This is a genomic window from Acaryochloris sp. 'Moss Beach', assembly GCF_021497025.1.
Taxonomy (GTDB): domain Bacteria; phylum Cyanobacteriota; class Cyanobacteriia; order Thermosynechococcales; family Thermosynechococcaceae; genus Acaryochloris; species Acaryochloris marina_A.
The window spans coordinates 3080632-3096502 of record NZ_CP071717.1; the positions used below are offsets into that span (position 1 = coordinate 3080632).

Annotated in this window: 11 protein-coding genes and 3 pseudogenes; 7 read left to right on the top strand and 7 right to left on the bottom strand. The window is 49.5% G+C overall.

What is annotated here, in order from left to right; genetic code table 11:
* From pstC to HRE53_RS14555, 3 genes are all read right to left on the bottom strand, one after another.
* Positions 1-852: a phosphate ABC transporter permease subunit PstC gene (gene pstC / locus HRE53_RS14545; RefSeq protein ID WP_235106962.1), complete on the bottom strand. Its 852-nt coding sequence runs from the start codon at positions 850-852 to the stop codon at positions 1-3.
* Positions 833-1669 (bottom strand): phosphate ABC transporter substrate-binding protein, encoded by an 837-nt coding sequence (locus HRE53_RS14550; RefSeq protein ID WP_235106963.1) that lies wholly within the window; start codon positions 1667-1669, stop codon positions 833-835. The genes pstC and HRE53_RS14550 overlap by 20 nt, the downstream gene beginning before the upstream one ends.
* Before the next feature lie 394 nt (positions 1670-2063).
* Complete coding sequence (locus tag HRE53_RS14555) at positions 2064-2366, bottom strand: helix-turn-helix transcriptional regulator (RefSeq protein ID WP_212664072.1); 303 nt, start codon at positions 2364-2366, stop codon at positions 2064-2066.
* Between the two features lie 197 nt (positions 2367-2563).
* On the opposite strand from HRE53_RS14555, the pseudogene HRE53_RS14560 reads away from it, so the two are divergent.
* Positions 2564-2821 (top strand): annotated as a pseudogene (locus tag HRE53_RS14560) (exonuclease); the annotation flags it as partial.
* 37 nt (positions 2822-2858) lie between these two features.
* On the opposite strand, the pseudogene HRE53_RS14565 reads toward HRE53_RS14560, so the two are convergent.
* A pseudogene (locus tag HRE53_RS14565) lies at positions 2859-4099 on the bottom strand (IS256 family transposase).
* 54 nt (positions 4100-4153) lie between these two features.
* Between HRE53_RS14565 and HRE53_RS14570 the strand changes: the two are divergent.
* The 4 genes and pseudogenes from HRE53_RS14570 to HRE53_RS14585 all read left to right on the top strand — a co-directional run.
* Positions 4154-4426, top strand: a pseudogene (locus HRE53_RS14570) (exonuclease); the annotation flags it as partial.
* A 36-nt stretch (positions 4427-4462) separates the two neighbouring features.
* Positions 4463-4912, top strand: a complete 450-nt coding sequence (locus HRE53_RS14575; RefSeq protein ID WP_235106966.1) for a hypothetical protein — start codon at positions 4463-4465, stop codon at positions 4910-4912.
* A gap of 39 nt (positions 4913-4951) precedes the next feature.
* Positions 4952-5572 carry a hypothetical protein gene (locus HRE53_RS14580; protein WP_235106967.1) on the top strand — a complete coding sequence of 207 codons (621 nt, stop codon included), beginning with the start codon at positions 4952-4954 and terminating at the stop codon, positions 5570-5572.
* Between the two features lie 142 nt (positions 5573-5714).
* Positions 5715-6953: an IS256 family transposase gene (locus HRE53_RS14585; protein ID WP_235106803.1), complete on the top strand. Its 1239-nt coding sequence runs from the start codon at positions 5715-5717 to the stop codon at positions 6951-6953.
* Positions 6954-6958: 5 nt separating this feature from the next.
* On the opposite strand, the gene HRE53_RS14590 is transcribed toward HRE53_RS14585, so the two are convergent.
* On the bottom strand, positions 6959-7300 hold the full coding sequence (locus HRE53_RS14590; protein ID WP_235106968.1) for a helix-turn-helix domain-containing protein: 342 nt from the start codon (positions 7298-7300) through the stop codon (positions 6959-6961).
* A 90-nt stretch (positions 7301-7390) separates the two neighbouring features.
* Here HRE53_RS14590 and HRE53_RS14595 point away from each other — a divergent pair, with 90 nt between their 5' ends.
* Both HRE53_RS14595 and HRE53_RS14600 read left to right on the top strand, forming a co-directional pair.
* A complete protein-coding gene (locus tag HRE53_RS14595; RefSeq protein ID WP_235106969.1) occupies positions 7391-8497 on the top strand; it encodes an alkene reductase in 1107 nt (368 codons plus the stop codon).
* 32 nt (positions 8498-8529) lie between these two features.
* The gene (locus HRE53_RS14600; protein WP_235106970.1) at positions 8530-10410 is read left to right on the top strand and encodes a leucine-rich repeat domain-containing protein; all 1881 of its coding nucleotides are present in this window, start codon (positions 8530-8532) and stop codon (positions 10408-10410) included.
* A gap of 86 nt (positions 10411-10496) precedes the next feature.
* Here HRE53_RS14600 and HRE53_RS14605 read toward each other — a convergent pair whose 3' ends face one another.
* Positions 10497-14075, bottom strand: coding sequence for a WD40 repeat domain-containing protein (locus HRE53_RS14605; protein ID WP_235106971.1), 3579 nt, complete (start codon positions 14073-14075; stop codon positions 10497-10499).
* Complete coding sequence (locus HRE53_RS14610; RefSeq protein WP_235106972.1) at positions 14038-15630, bottom strand: caspase family protein; 1593 nt, start codon at positions 15628-15630, stop codon at positions 14038-14040. Before HRE53_RS14610 ends, HRE53_RS14605 begins: the two co-directional genes overlap by 38 nt.
* Positions 15631-15871 lie beyond the last annotated feature (241 nt).

Below are 15871 nucleotides of genomic sequence, written 5' to 3' on the forward strand. Positions count from 1 at the left end.
TTAAACCTCCGGGGCATCCGTCCACCAATCGGTGAACATCACGAGTCCGGTCACCACCAGCATCAGGACTAGGCCACTGGCAAATAGGGCTGACCGATGAAGGTCCAGAGCATAGGCCATTTCTAGGGCAATATTGGCAGGCAGGGTGCGGACAGGGGCGAAGATGGAATTGGGCACTTGCACGACATTGCCACAGACCATCAGTACAGCCATAGTTTCCCCTAGGGCACGAGCAGTGGCGAGCATGATAGCCGTCAAAATACCGGAACGAATCGCTGGTAAACAGACCCCTTGCACCGTTGCCCAAGTGCCCAGTCCCAAGGCAGCTGATCCTTGCCAGTAGGTCGGAGGGATACTCGCCAAGCTGGCATCAGTGACCAGGGCAATGGTGGGCAAAATCATCAGGGCCAAAATCAGAATTCCGGCGAGGAGGCTAGGGCCAGGAGGCTGAACTTTGGCAATCAAAGGCACAAGGACGACCAATCCCCACAAGCCATAGACTACAGAAGGAATGCCAGCCAGCAGCTCGATCAAGCGTCGATAGAGTTGTGCTAATCCCTTCGGAGCATAGTATTGGCAAAACACAGCCGATAAGATGCCTAGAGGCGTGGCTATAGATACCGCTCCGACAGTGACTCCCAGGGTTCCCATAATCATGGGGGTGAGATTGTAGGACTGTTCGCTAGGATGCCAGCCTGGATCACGCCAAAATTGATCGAGGGAAATGGTGCGTAGAATTGGCAGGGTTTCCCAAACAAGAAAGCCCAAAATCAACAGTAAGATAGCCCCTGACCCCAAGGCCAGGAGTTGCAAGAGGACGGCCCCTGGTCCTTCACTCTTGAACCGGAACAAGGGACTGCTCTTGGACAATATCCTTGACCTGGGACGATTGGGCAAAGTCGATAAATTTTTGCTGTTGAGGATTGAGAGACCCTTGGGTTACCAAGTTAAGGGGACGTGATAAGGGAAAAGACCCATCCCGAACGGTTTGGGCCGTCGCCTGAATCCCTTCTAAGGGCAGAACTTTAATGGGGGTGCCCTGTTCGACATTGACTTTCGCTGCGCCAACAGAGACGTAGCCAATGGCGAGGGGATTGCCTGCTACGGTTTTAATGCCCTGCTCGTTATCGCCAATCACTACATCGGCTTTGATTTGTGAGGATTTGAGCTGGAAATGCTGGGTAAAGACTTCTAGGGTGGAGCGACCTTCAGCTTTATTGACGACGGTAATCGCCTGGGATTTCCCCCCAGCGTCCTGCCAGTTGTTGAGCTGGTCTGTGTAGATATCGGTAATTTGCTGGCGGGTGAGCCGCTGAATCGGGTTATCCCGATGGACAATCACCACGACGCCATCTTTAGCGATGGTGTGGAAGTTTAGGCCCTGGTCTTCTGACTTGGCAGCTCGGGACACCATGCCAATATCAGCCACCTGTTGGCGCACATCAGCAATCCCCCGCGAAGACCCACCTGTTTGCACATCAATCCGCACCTGGGGATTTTGGGCTTCATAGCGTTTGGCAATTTCGGAAGCGACGGGGGCAACGGTACTGGATCCCGTAATCACTAGTTTTTGCGGGGCGTTACCGGAGCTGGACGCTTGTAATGTACTACAGGCTTGCAATCCCAGAGATAAACCCAAAAAAACGCCTGCAATGACTCGACCAGACATAATTGTTCCTGCTAATGACTCCATAAAAATTCGGTGACCCCTGGGTTCAAGGGCCGCTTAAAAGTTTGAATTGGTCGTGGGGTAACGACCTAGGATAACGAGCTTAATAACACCGGTAAATATAGTTGAACACGTCTCTACTTCCTATCCTCTACAGCCTTAACGCTACTGATGGCCCCCTAAATCCCCCACTAGTGGGGGACTTGTCTGCTCGATCCAAACAGGATCTGTGACAGCGTTGAACCTCAGCAGCTCTAGAGGTCTTACTGTCTAGATTTATCAGCCTAGACATAGGCTCGAAGTCCCCCAGAATGGGGGATTTAGGGGGCGAGTGCAAAAGCTGATGTTGCCAAAAGAGACGGCAGAAATCTCGGTATCGATCACTTTTCATTCCCTAAATAGAAAAGGAGGTAAATGAGAATTCGCAACAACCCAAATCTAATCCGTCTTGTGATGCCTGACTTTGGACGTCGGGAACCAGGGCATAGAGCACGGCTTTGCCATCACGGGTGGCTTGTACAAATCCGGCCTGCCGCAACACCTTTAAATGGTGGGACAGTAGACTTTGCTCGACGTTCAACACGGCATTGATTTCATTGACGTGTTGAGGGCCATTCATCAATAGTTTGAGAATCGAGAGCCGAGTGGCGTCTGCTAAGGTTTTGAGCTTGTTGGCACAAGATTGAGATGTGTTCATGCTCACCTTGTTTTAATAGAACCTAGGATGTTGCTATTTATATTAGTTTTTATCTGTGTTGAATATATCTTGATATCAATTGTGATTCATTAATCATAGATTAAATTTTCCTGAATCCTGCCTATGACTGATATGCAACAGGTGAGTTAGGCTATCGTGGACAGGTTTGCGTGGATGCAGTGCATCCTGGAAAGGTTATGAGTTTTGTGATGGTCGATGTGGAGTCTGATGGCTCTATTCCTGGTGACTATTCGATGGTTTGTTTTGGGGCCATTATTGTAGAGCCGACGTTGTCAAAGACGTTTTATGGGCAGTTAAAGCCAATTTCTGAGCAGTGGGTTCCAGAAGCGTTAGCAGTCAGTGGTTTCAGTCGAGAAGATACCCTTGGATTTGAGGAGCCGACGACTGTGATGCAGGGGTTTGCAGACTGGATTGCAGCCAATAGTAAAGGTCGTCGAGAGTGTTTAGATTTTTGTGTAAGCCGTAACGTATTCAATAGTTGAATCGTGTTGGGAACAGAATAGCAAAATGGGACAGCGCCGCCTTCCAATTCAAAATCGGTCTGGTCCATCTCTTCGAGATATTCCTCATCGCCAGAAACATCAATTTGTAGACAGACTCTTCATTCGGGAAGACAGCTTTGGTCTTAATCACCTTTCGCAGTGAGCGATTGAGCGACTCAATGGCATTAGTGGTGTAGATAACCTTTCGGATGGCCATTGGGTACTTAAACAACGGAGCAATATTATCCCAATGCCGTATCCAGATTTGGCTGATGCCAGGATACGTCTGGTCCCATTTGTTGGCAAACGCATCCAAGGCAGCCTCAGATTCCTCCAAAGTGGCCGCTTGATAAATGGGCTTGAGGTCTGCAGCTACGGCTCGACTTTCCTTCCAAGGCACATGGCGCAAACTATTGCGAATGAGATGAACGATACAAACTTGAACTTGAGTATCGGGATAGACCGATTCAATCGCCTGGGGGAAAGCCTTTGAGACCATCACAGCAAGCAATCAAGATATCCTGAGCGCCTCGGTTTTTAAGGTCTGTGAGCACTGAAAGCCAGAATTTTGCTCCCTCCCGCTCGGCAGCCCCTATCCATAATCCCAACAGCTCTTTGTTTCCCTCCACAGTTACCGCTAGCGCGACATAGACGGCTCGCTTGCTGACTTGGCCATTGACTTTGATGTTCACATACAGGGCATCGAGATAGACAATCGGATACACCTCATCCAATGGTCTTGAGCGCCAGTCTTTAACCTCCTCCATGACACTATTGGTGACGTCACTAATCAGACCCTCAGAGATATTGGCCCCATACAGCTCCACCAATTGAGACTCGAATATCACGAGTGGTCATGCCACGAGCATATAAGGCGATGATTTTCTCGTCGAGTCCCGCGATACGTCGCTGGCCTTTGGGCACGAGGACAGGCTCAAACTCACTGCAACGGTCGCGAGGAATCGATAGGTCCATCTCTCCTTGTTCAGTCTGGACGGTCTTTTTCGAGTAACCATTGCGACTGTTTCTAGGGCCATGAGAACGCTCATCGACGGAGGATTGATGCAGGTGATGAGTCAATTCACCTGCCAAGGCTCGTTCCACTAGGCGTTTGCTGAGTTGTTTGAGCAGTCCTGATTCGCCCAGAATATCCTCTGGCTGTGGATTCTCTCCAATGAGTTCATCCAATAGCTCATCAACTCGATTGGGTACTTGTTTCTTTCTAGACATGATGCGGTCTCCTGGTGTGTTTGGATTCTAGACCGCTTACACAAAACTCTGATCAGTCTCGGTCGTCCGTTCTTTATCTCTGACAACAATGGGTTCGACTGGCAATTTATCAATTGGTACTTCCACCATTTCATGGGCAGTAATCCGTTTGGCCATACGTCTGCCAATCTTGGCTCTTTGTACAAGGGACTGGTAAAGGACACGTTTACGAATTTCAAGCATTTACGGAAAACTGCCCATACTCACCACCCTGTGGATGATGCACGGGGTAATGCAGAAGCGCTATTAATGATGAAGGAACAGGGCTTGAACATTAGCCTGAAGTAAACGGCTCACTCATTTAGACACTCTCAAACAAACACTATGCCTCTCGATCTTCATGTCAACCTGGTCAATTTTTTGATCGTGATGGCTGTAGAGCTGGGTATTGGACTGCTGAGTGGCCTAATCAGAAAAGTATTAGCGAAGCAACAAGCCCATCATCATCCAGAATGCTATCAAGTGGTGCAATGTAATGACTACAAATCAGTAGGATATGGAATCCAAACGCCTGACAATTCTTTCAATGCCTTCGGCATGGATTACAGCTTTGTCATTGTTGAATTTAAGGAAAGAGAGGTTATTCGAGAACGATTCTTCACCTCTTTAGGAGACTCTATTAAAGTTGAATATATCGATGGTCGGCTAACAGCTAGAACATCATTTTTATCAGCGCCGATATATACGGTGACAGTTGTTGTCCCTATTGTGATCGGTATTGTGGCAGTCCTGGGTATTGCCGAGCTGGGAGACGATAGCTCTGATAACGCTTAGGAAGTAGCCTCCATTATTGGCAATTACGCTATATATTTTGTGGCGTCTGGCCTATTGTGGTCTACGGTGTTGACCGCTATCTCTAGCAAGATGGCGATGGACAACATCGGAAGAAGAGACTCTACGAGCAATACTGAGGGTCACATTTCTCCGCAGATTCAAGCAATACCAATCTCCACAGAGCATCAGAACAGCGAACCTCATGGGCTTGGGCGCTACTTTTGGGCGTTATTAATCGCTGTCACAGTTGTCAACGGATTAACGCTGTATTTCCAAGGATGGAGTGATATGGCGACCCTTGACCTGAAGTTGAGTTATGCAAAACTGACGCTCTATATACTGTTTTGGGCAACGGTTCCGTGGATGGTTGTGGGTATCAGTTGTATGCGGAATCAATTGTCTTTAAATGATTATCTGGAACCCCCGACGTTGCACCCTGATCTCATTGCTTTTTTTGCCTCGCTGATTGGTGTATTTGCGATGGGCAGTTATTGGATATTTGCTGCTGGCGGTGCTGAACAGCTTTTGCATTACCCCGGTCTTGATATTCAAGCCTGGAGTGTAGAGCAAGTCCAACAGACGTGGAGCTTGGGGGTGATATCAGGAATCGTGACGATGGCCGTTATCGTTGCTCGAACGCATCGTACCTCCGGTGATTGAGTTTATGGTTCTTGACTAGTTATTTGATCATAGTGATCACGAGAATTCACTACTTCTGGGAAATGGGTGCGAGACCAAGTTGAAGACTGATCAGAGTTTTGTGTAAGCGGTCTAGAATCCAAACACACCAGGAGACCGCATCATGTCTAGAAAGAAACAAGTACCCAATCGAGTTGATGAGCTATTGGATGAACTCATTGGAGAGAATCCACAGCCAGAGGATATTCTGGGCGAATCAGGACTGCTCAAACAACTCAGCAAACGCCTAGTGGAACGAGCCTTGGCAGGTGAATTGACTCATCACCTGCATCAATCCTCCGTCGATGAGCGTTCTCATGGCCCTAGAAACAGTCGCAATGGTTACTCGAAAAAGACCGTCCAGACTGAACAAGGAGAGATGGACCTATCGATTCCTCGCGACCGTTGCAGTGAGTTTGAGCCTGTCCTCGTGCCCAAAGGCCAGCGACGTATCGCGGGACTCGACGAGAAAATCATCGCCTTATATGCTCGTGGCATGACCACTCGTGATATTCGAGCTCAATTGGTGGAGCTGTATGGGGCCAATATCTCTGAGGGTCTGATTAGTGACGTCACCAATAGTGTCATGGAGGAGGTTAAAGACTGGCGCTCAAGACCATTGGATGAGGTGTATCCGATTGTCTATCTCGATGCCCTGTATGTGAACATCAAAGTCAATGGCCAAGTCAGCAAGCGAGCCGTCTATGTCGCGCTAGCGGTAACTGTGGAGGGAAACAAAGAGCTGTTGGGATTATGGATAGGGGCTGCCGAGCGGGAGGGAGCAAAATTCTGGCTTTCAGTGCTCACAGACCTTAAAAACCGAGGCGCTCAGGATATCTTGATTGCTTGCTGTGATGGTCTCAAAGGCTTTCCCCAGGCGATTGAATCGGTCTATCCCGATACTCAAGTTCAAGTTTGTATCGTTCATCTCATTCGCAATAGTTTGCGCCATGTGCCTTGGAAGGAAAGTCGAGCCGTAGCTGCAGACCTCAAGCCCATTTATCAAGCGGCCACTTTGGAGGAATCTGAGGCTGCCTTGGATGCGTTTGCCAACAAATGGGACCAGACGTATCCTGGCATCAGCCAAATCTGGATACGGCATTGGGATAATATTGCTCCGTTGTTTAAGTACCCAATGGCCATCCGAAAGGTTATCTACACCACTAATGCCATTGAGTCGCTCAATCGCTCACTGCGAAAGGTGATTAAGACCAAAGCTGTCTTCCCGAATGAAGAGTCTGTCTACAAATTGATGTTTCTGGCGATGAGGAATATCTCGAAGAGATGGACCAGACCAATTTTGAATTGGAAGGCGGCACTGTCCCATTTTGCTATTCTGTTTCCAACACGATTCAACTATTGAATACGTTACGGCTTACACAAAAATCTAAACACTCTCCAAGTTGCGATCGCAAGCAACGGATCCATCAACGTTTCTCCTAACTCCGTCAATGAATACTCCACACTCAGTGGCATTTCCGACAAAACCGTCCGCCGCACCAAACCATGCCGCTCCAATCGACGGAGAGACTGGGTGAGTACCTTTTGAGAAATCCCTTCAATGCGCCGCTGAATATCGTTATAGCGGCGCGGTTGAAACGCCAAACAATACAGCACAATCACACTCCACTTATCCGAAATCACATCCAGAATTTGCTGGGTGGGACAATTCAACGTGAAAATTTCTGGCTCTGGAAATTGATGTACCATCCACGCACCTTTTGGTACCTAATTGTTTTTACAAAGCAGCTATTTTAGCGTGTAGAGGCGCATCACCCTTGTCGTCTCCGATCAACCCCTATGAGTACTCCCGTCAATTTGTTTTCGCCCCTGGAGTTAGGCAATCATACCTTGCCTAATCGCATTGTCATGGCTCCCATGACTCGTCTCCGGGCCGTGAATGGCATCCCCACACCCCTGATGGCAGACTATTATGCCCAGCGAGCTTCTGCTGGGTTAATCGTCACCGAATGCACCATGGTGTCCCCCATGAGTCAAGGCTACATCAACTGCCCAGGCATCTATACCCAGGAACAAGTAGCCGCTTGGCGACAGGTTACCGATGCAGTTCATGCTCAAGGAGGCCGGATCTTTCTGCAGCTCTGGCATAGCGGTCGGGTGTCCCATCCCGCGTTACTCCAGGGAGAATTACCCGTAGCACCCAGTGCACTGCCAGCGACGGGCACACTCCATACTCCTGTAGGGAAAGTCACCCTAGACTCTCCTCGTGCCTTAGAGACAGACGAAATTCCTGTGATTGTGGAGCAGTTTGTCCAGGGGACCAAGAATGCTAAGCGTGCTGGGTTTGATGGCGTAGAACTCCATGGTGCCTTTGGCTATTTAATCGATCAATTTCTGCAAGACGGCTCCAACCAAAGAACCGATCAATATGGGGGTTCCATCGAAAACCGGAGCCGATTTCTCTTGGAAGTGGTGGCAGCGGTTTGTCAGGCTTGGCAAGACAACCAGGGCGTGGGCATCAAGCTGTCTCCGAGTAACACGTTTTATGGCATGCAAGACTCTAACCCCAAAGCCCTCTTCAGCTATGTGTTAGCACAACTAAATCCATTCCCCCTGGCCTATATCCATCTGATGGAGCCCAATGAAAAAGATTTAGCCCAGCGGGCCGTGATCAATCCAGTACTACCCACCTTTCGTTCTGCGTATCAAGGGGTCATGATCACGAATGGAGGCTATACCAAATCGAAAGGCAATCAAGTTCTAGAGAGTGGACAGGCAGAATTGGTCTCCTTTGGTCAATTGTTTATTGCTAATCCTGATCTGCCGGACCGTCTGGCCAGGGATGCCTCTTTAAATGCGCCCGACTTTGCTACTGTTTATGGCAAAGGCGATCAAAATCTCGCTCAAGGCTATACCGACTACTCAAGACTAGGGTCGGAGCCATAAGATTAGTCGTTGGGTCGTTTCTCTATTGGTTCATGATGTCTGCACCAGATTTAATCCATACCCTAGAACAAACAACCCAGAAACGACTCAAGCAAATCTCTGTTGAAGACTTGAGTAAAAGTCTGGATGACATCTATAACCTTTTGCAGATTCAGCCCAATGCTTATGCCCTGAATGATGAAAATCAAATCGTTGGGCTGAGTTTGCAAGGGGTGGATGGCCATGAATTATTGGCAGCATCAATCGAGCAATATCACCATCTCTCCGCCTTGTATTTATTCGATATTGTCTCGCCAGCAATCGTCCCGTTTGACAGTCTTCAAAGACTCTCAGCCATTGCGCTTTCGGGACAAGATGTGAAGACTGCCTCCTATCTGCAAAAAGCAGCAAATCTCACCACGGTTTATTTGAATGCCACCCATATTTCTGATTACTCCTGCTTGTCGGCACTCAAGAACCTGACCCAACTCGACTTAAGCAATAATCTGATTGCTGATATTTCCTTTGTCCAGGATCTCAAGCAACTTACCCATCTGGGATTAGGGTCTAACAAAATTGTTGATATCTCAGAACTCAAACACCTGACGAAACTGATCAACCTAAATTTACGCTCTAATGCAACAGCGGATTATTCAGTGTTGCGAGATCTCCAAGACCTCACCCACCTAGCGATTAGCGTTAGCGAGGAAACGGGGATTTCCTTCCTACAAAACCTCAAAGGCCTCACCCATCTGGATCTCAGTTACAACCACTGGATTTCGGATATTTCTGTGTTACGAGATCTGCAAGGGCTCACCCACCTGGATTTAGGGTCTAACCAGATTTCAGATATTGCAGTTTTGCAAGATCTACAGCAACTCACCTATCTGTCTTTAAGTTGCAATCAGCTTGCAGATATTTCAGTCTTACCAACCCTCCAAGGACTTGAAAGTCTGGATGTTAGTGCTAATGAGATTGCTGATATTGCAATCCTACAAAACCTCACAGAGTTGACCCATCTGGATATCAGCTCCAACGAAGTGTCTGATATTTCAGCTTTGCAGGATCTCACGACACTCACTCATCTGAACATCAGTTCAAACGAGATGATTGATTATGCCGTGTTACAAGGTCTGACAGAACTCACTAGCCTAGATGTCAGTGACAATCAGATGGCTGAGATCTCAGACTTACAGGGACTCCAAGCACTGACCAGTCTGAACTTAAGCTATAACCAGCTGTCTGATATTTCAGTCCTAAAGGATTTCAAGCAACTGGCTAATCTGAATTTAAGCTACAACCCCATATCAGATATTGCGGTTCTGCAAAACTGCACGAACCTCACCACCCTGAATTTAAGTTTCACCCAGATTACCGACCTTTCCGCCCTGCCAGATCTGAAGGGGCTAATCAGTTTAGATTTACATAGCAATCAGATTACGGATATCTCAGCGTTGCAAGACCTTGAGGGCCTATATAGGCTGAATGTCAGTGACAATCAGCTGTCTGACATTTCAGCTATCAAGAGACTCACGGGACTCTTCAGCCTGAATTTAAGTATTAACCAGCTTTCTGATATTTCAGTTCTGCACGATCTCACAAGACTGACCAGTTTGAATGTCAGTCATAATCAGCTGTCTGATATTTCAGTTTTGCAGGAGCTTACAAAACTGTTCAGTCTAGATTTAGGGGCCAACCAGGTTGCTGATGTCTCAGCTTTGCAAAATATCCCAGGGCTCTTTAGTCTAGATTTGCGATTTTCTGATGTTTCCGTGTTTCAGGACTTCAAGGGACTCACCAGCCTGAATTTAAGTTCTAATCAGATTTCAAGCGTTCCTGGATGGTTGAGTGAGCAAGGCCTTCCTATTCAAACAGAGGATGAAGAGGCCTTATTCTGCATTAACTTATGTGATAATCCCATCCCACCTGTGTAGTGATCGAACACTGTCCAGATAGCCGTTGTAAGGATTTTGATGTTGCGTCCTGTGCCTAAACCTAAACGTTGGGCCAGCAATCAACATCATTCGGAACACTGCCGTTGCGAGGGCAGCAGATTAGCAGTGGTTATGAGATAGCTGGAGAGGTGACGACACCCCTTCTCTAATAAAACGTCCAGATCGATATTTGCCTTCTGGAGTGTCGCTCCTGTGCCCACCCATATTTGCTTATCCTTTACATTGACCCGCGTCACAGGACCCAATCCATCCAGCGTCTTGAGCAGCGTTCCCTGATCTACCTGCCAAGCCTTAACAGACTGATCCGGACTGCCCGAGATTAAAATCGGCTGATCAGGGAGAAATGCTAGACTCATCACCCCATTTTGATGTCCCGTCAAGGTTTGTACTAACGTCCCGTCTTGCCACAGCTTGATCGTATTATCCCAACTGGCAGACGCTAAAATATCGCCTTCAGAATTGAACTGGACTTGAGCGATCGCCAAGCCATGGCCCGTCAACGTTTTGACTGGAGTACCGTCCAGCTGCCACAGCTTCACCGTCTCGTCATCACTACCCGACGCTAGATAGCGAGGTCCAAAATCAACACTCGTCACGGGGCCATCGTGGGCCTGAATCGTTTTGACGGTTTTTCCTGTTGCCGCATCCCATAGGCGAATGGTTTGGTCATCACTGCCCGATACTAGGGTTTTGCCATTCGGACTGAAATCGAGACTATTGATTTTGCCCCTATGGCCGGAGAGAGTGCGTTGCACCGTCCCCTCATGGATATCCCACACCCTAATCGCTTTGTCATGTCCTGATACCAGCTGTTGGCTATCGGCACTAAACCGGAGGGCATAAACGGGCTTTAGATCACCGTTGAAGCTTTTGAACGGTAGCTTACCCACTTGTGGATCGGACCGCCAGAGCTGAATCTTGCCGTCTAGACTGGCTATCGCTAAGGTCTGCTGGTCTGGACTAACGGCCATTGCCAGGATGATTGATACAGCCTCAAAAATAGAGGGTATGGACCAAACTCGGACCTGTTTATCGACACTGGCAGAGACTAAGGTTGTGCCGTTGGGATAAAAGGCGGCATCTAGGGTTGCAGCACCATGCCCTTGCAGCACTGACAAGGGCTTACCTGTTTCCACTTGCCAAAGTCGGAGACTGTGATCGGCATGGGTCGAGACTAAGGTGCTGCCATCCGGGCTAAAGGCCACGCTAGTTACAACAACATTCTCTGTTTGAAACGTACGCAGTCGCTTGCCTGTTAGGGTCCATAACTGAATTGTGCCGTCTTCCGTAGAAGAGGCGATGGTTTGACCATCTGCACTGATGGCAATATCTGTGACTGCGGTGGCCTGTTTGGGCAATGTGTGGAGCGTTTGCCCCTGAGCCACATCCCAAATCCGTACGGTTTTATCTTCACTGGCAGACACCAGCACAGTACCAGTCGCGTTGAAGGCTACTGCATTGACCCAGCCTTGATGTCCAGACAAGGTTTTCACGAGCTTGCCTGTACTGCCAGCCCAGATTTTAATCTCGGATTCTCGCCCTGCGGTTGCCAACTGTTGGCCATCGGGATGAAAGGCTAAGCCTGTTCCATGAGATGAGGCAGTAAAGCTGGAAAGCTGCTTTCCTGTTTTGGGAGACCAGCGTTGCACCATTCCCTGAGTGGTGATCACGGCAATGGATTGATCGTCAGGACTAAAAGCAACATCATTGACTTTCTCGCTAATTTCCAGAGTATGGAGTTGCTTGCCGTTTGCCTGCCAAACCCTCACAGTTTGATCATCACTGCCCGACGCAATCCACTGACCTGATGAGCTAATGCTGACGGAGGTGACTCTTTGGGTATGGTCTTCCAGGCGATTTCGTTCTTGGGTTTTTGCGATCGCATCTCCTAACGTCAGGGCAGTTTGGGTGCGTATCGCTCCTAAGGTGTTGCCATCAATGCCCCAACCCCAAAGGCTTTGGAACTGTCTTGCAGCTTGGGTACTGGTGAGGAGAGCTTCGAGTTGCTGATGCGATCGCAACTGGGATTCCGACAAGGCATTTAAGGCCCGAATCTCACTCAGCTGGGTTTGCTGACGTTGAAGAAAAGCCATTCCTGCCAGCCCGGTCGCTGCTGCTCCCAACAAGCTAATAACGCCGACTGCAATCCGCGCTCGTCGCAGTCGTTGCTGGGCCTGTTTCTGCTCCTGCGCTTGGGCCGACAAACCCGCTTGCACAAAGGCTTGCACCTCCGCCGATAGCTCGTCCGTATACTTCACATACAGCTCTGCTGCCGCATCCAGCCGCACCCCTCGCAACAGGAAATCTGGTGACTGCTGACTCTGCTGCCAATCTTCAGCAGCTTGCTCAATTTGACGCTGCGTTTGTAGCCGAACCCGGTTTTCTTCTAGCCACCAGCGCAAGGTGGACCAATGGCGAATCAAAATTTCATGGACCACTTCCACAGTCACATCCTGCTTGATCCATTCCAGCCAATCCTCTGGCTCAGGGGGAGGGTTATCGGATGCATCCTCTCCCTTACTGCTTGAGATTTTTTCTGGGACTAGGTCCTGCTCCAGGCTGACAATCACTAACTTGGCATCCGTTAGTGCTTTTAAGGTGCCCTCTACTAATGCAGCCGGATATTTAGGCACCACCAAATCGGATTTTTTGATTCGGCGGCGGGTATCTTCCGTTCCATCTCCCAATTGAGTCAAAGCCAGGAAAATCCACTGGGCACAGGCTTGACCCTCCGCATCAAAACCATCGTAAATGTCTTGGGCTTTCCGTTCTAAAGCGCCTTTTAGGCCACCGATTTGCTGCTGATAAATGGCTAGGGTCAAGACCCCAGGCTGCCGCTGTTCCCAAAGCTGTTCTAGGACAAATTCCAGCAGCGGTAAATCACCCGCTAGATTGCTGAGTTCTTCCAGCAATACCTCCACGAGTTCCGGGTCAACCGCGAGTCCCACCTGCTCTGCTGGATTCAAAATGACGTGGCGATAACTGTCCGTCGTCAGGGCGGGGGGCACCAGAATATTCGCTTCGGGCAACCGCTGAGCTAAGGCTGGATATTCCAGACAAGGCGCAATAAAATCGCTGCGCAGGGTGATGATGAGCTTGAAGCGGTCACCTGCATGATCTATGGCTCCAAAAATCAGGTCTAAAAATTGCTGACGATCTTCAGGAGCCGCCAGGGTAAACAATTCCTCAAACTGATCGATAACCAGGACGATGGTGGATTGAGGTTGCGATCGCAACCAGTAGACAAACCCTTCAGTGCCCTGATAGAGCATCCCTTCCAGCTGCAGCCGCTGATACTGCTGTTCTTTGGCGGTCCCACTTTCGATTAACCGTTCCACTAATACTTGTACTGGTTTGGCCCCTGGCCGCAAGCTCCGCATCCACCATTGGTCGCTGCTAGGAATATGCTGTCCCTGCTGGAGTTGGGCCATCAACCCCGCCTGCACCACTGAAGATTTACCGCTCCCCGAAGCTCCCACAACAGCCAGAAAAGACTGCTCTCGCACCGCCTCAATCAGTTGCTGAGTCAAGACTTCTCGACCAAAGAAAAACGGGGCATCATCGGCTCCAAAAGCCCGCAAACCCATATAAGGGCAAATTCCTAAGTCAAAATCTGCTGTAGTACTGCGAGCCCCCCATCCCACCGGGCAACACTTCAATGACACCCTGTACCCCGGACAGCCAGGTATGCAACTGCATCTCACTCCCTGCAAGTTGGGTCTGTAACCGAGCAATCCAGCTCGCCACCGGCATGCCTTCCTGGGCATTGGCCTGGGTCAGGGTCTCATGCAATATCTCTGCAAACTGTTCTGGCTGATCGGCTGGAGCGGCTGCCGCTAACAAACATTGCCCCTGATAATGGGTCTGCAAATCTTCAACCCAATCTGGGAGATCCGTTGCTCCAGGACAGTCCAGCACGACCACCTGCTGGGCTAAAGGCGACCGTCGCAGCATTTGACGCAACCAGGACCGACTAATCGCTACCCCTTCTGGCAAGACCAGATTGGCTTCGCCCGTTTCCGTTAACTCCGTTTTGCCCCGCAAGTAGAGGAGTGCAGTTGTCACAGTCGTGGGGGCAGGCTGAGTTGGATCCGCCACTTGCAAACAGGCTTGAATCGTTTCTCGCACTTCCGGCCATGTTTGCTCAGATTGGGGGAAGTAGGTCAGCTCAAAAGCTCCAGCCCCTCGCAAGACTTTCCCTAATGCCAGAGCCGTCGGATTATCTGCTAGTCCCGCGACCATCAGCGCCTGCCGAGGATAGGCATGGACGGGCAATTCCGGCTGCAAGCCCAACACCAATTCCCCTACCCCTTCTACAATCCGCTTCGGCGTTTGTTGGGGATATTCGGCATCCAGTTGGGTTTCGCCTCGGCCTCGCTTCTGCTGATTGATCAGGCGGAGCTGCTGGTTGACCTTATCGATATAGCGCAGGGTCTGGTAGTAGACGTATTTATAAAGAGCATCAGCTTCAATCACCCCGTCGTCATCTGCAGCTTCTCCTAACAGTCCCTGAATCAGGTAATAGGTAAACACCCCATGTTCTAGCTCTGGGAACTCCCAAGACTGTTGGTTTTGGTCACAGGACAGCAGGGCATAAAACCCCTTGCTCTGGGCCGCCCGCTGCCGCAGCAGAGCCATCAATTGGGGGGTAGGATTGGGCAATATTTCTGGGGTTTCATCTTTACTCCCCAACTGCATGCTCATACCACCGCTATGGCAAGCATCTAGCCATACCAATTGCTGATGAGCTGCGCTATCCGCCAAGGTGGCCAGCAATTCTTGCACGGGAAGCCCCGTCTGCAGTAGCTGTTCTTTACGGGTATTGGCTAGACATAAAAAGGTCTGCTGCGTCGGCTGATCAACGACGCCATGTCCTGAGAAATAAACAAGAATGGTGTCTTGAGGTTTGGCCTGATTGATAATCTGCTGCAGACTGGTGCGAACGCTCGCTAAGTCTGGTGATGAGTTGCTTGGTGCTTGCGGATGATCGTGATGCAAGACAATGGATTTTTGCGGAAATGCCTCAGTCGCAGTCGCAAGGGCATCTCCCAACCCCTGGCAGTCTAAAGCCGGATAGGCCAGATTTGACAGTTGTGAATCAGCATAATGATTGACCCCCACCAACACGACCCATAGCTTGGCTTCTCCCGATTCTAAAGCTCGGGTGGATCGACTCGTGTTAACGCTAACTGGTGACATAACGATGGGTAGATTTTACGCTTTTCCCTGGCTGGAGTGGCTGAGGGGCATGTAGTTCTGTTCTACAGTCAGCCCAGGACGGACAAGCGCCTTCTCCAACTTATAGGGTTCAGTCTCCAGATTTATGCCATCAGATCAGATTTTGATGGATCAGGACTGGTGATGAGCGTGAGCGGTCTAGAAAGGAGGGGCCAGCTTGCCCATGAGCAGATAGCGAATAAGGTTGGCATAGGCTAGATTT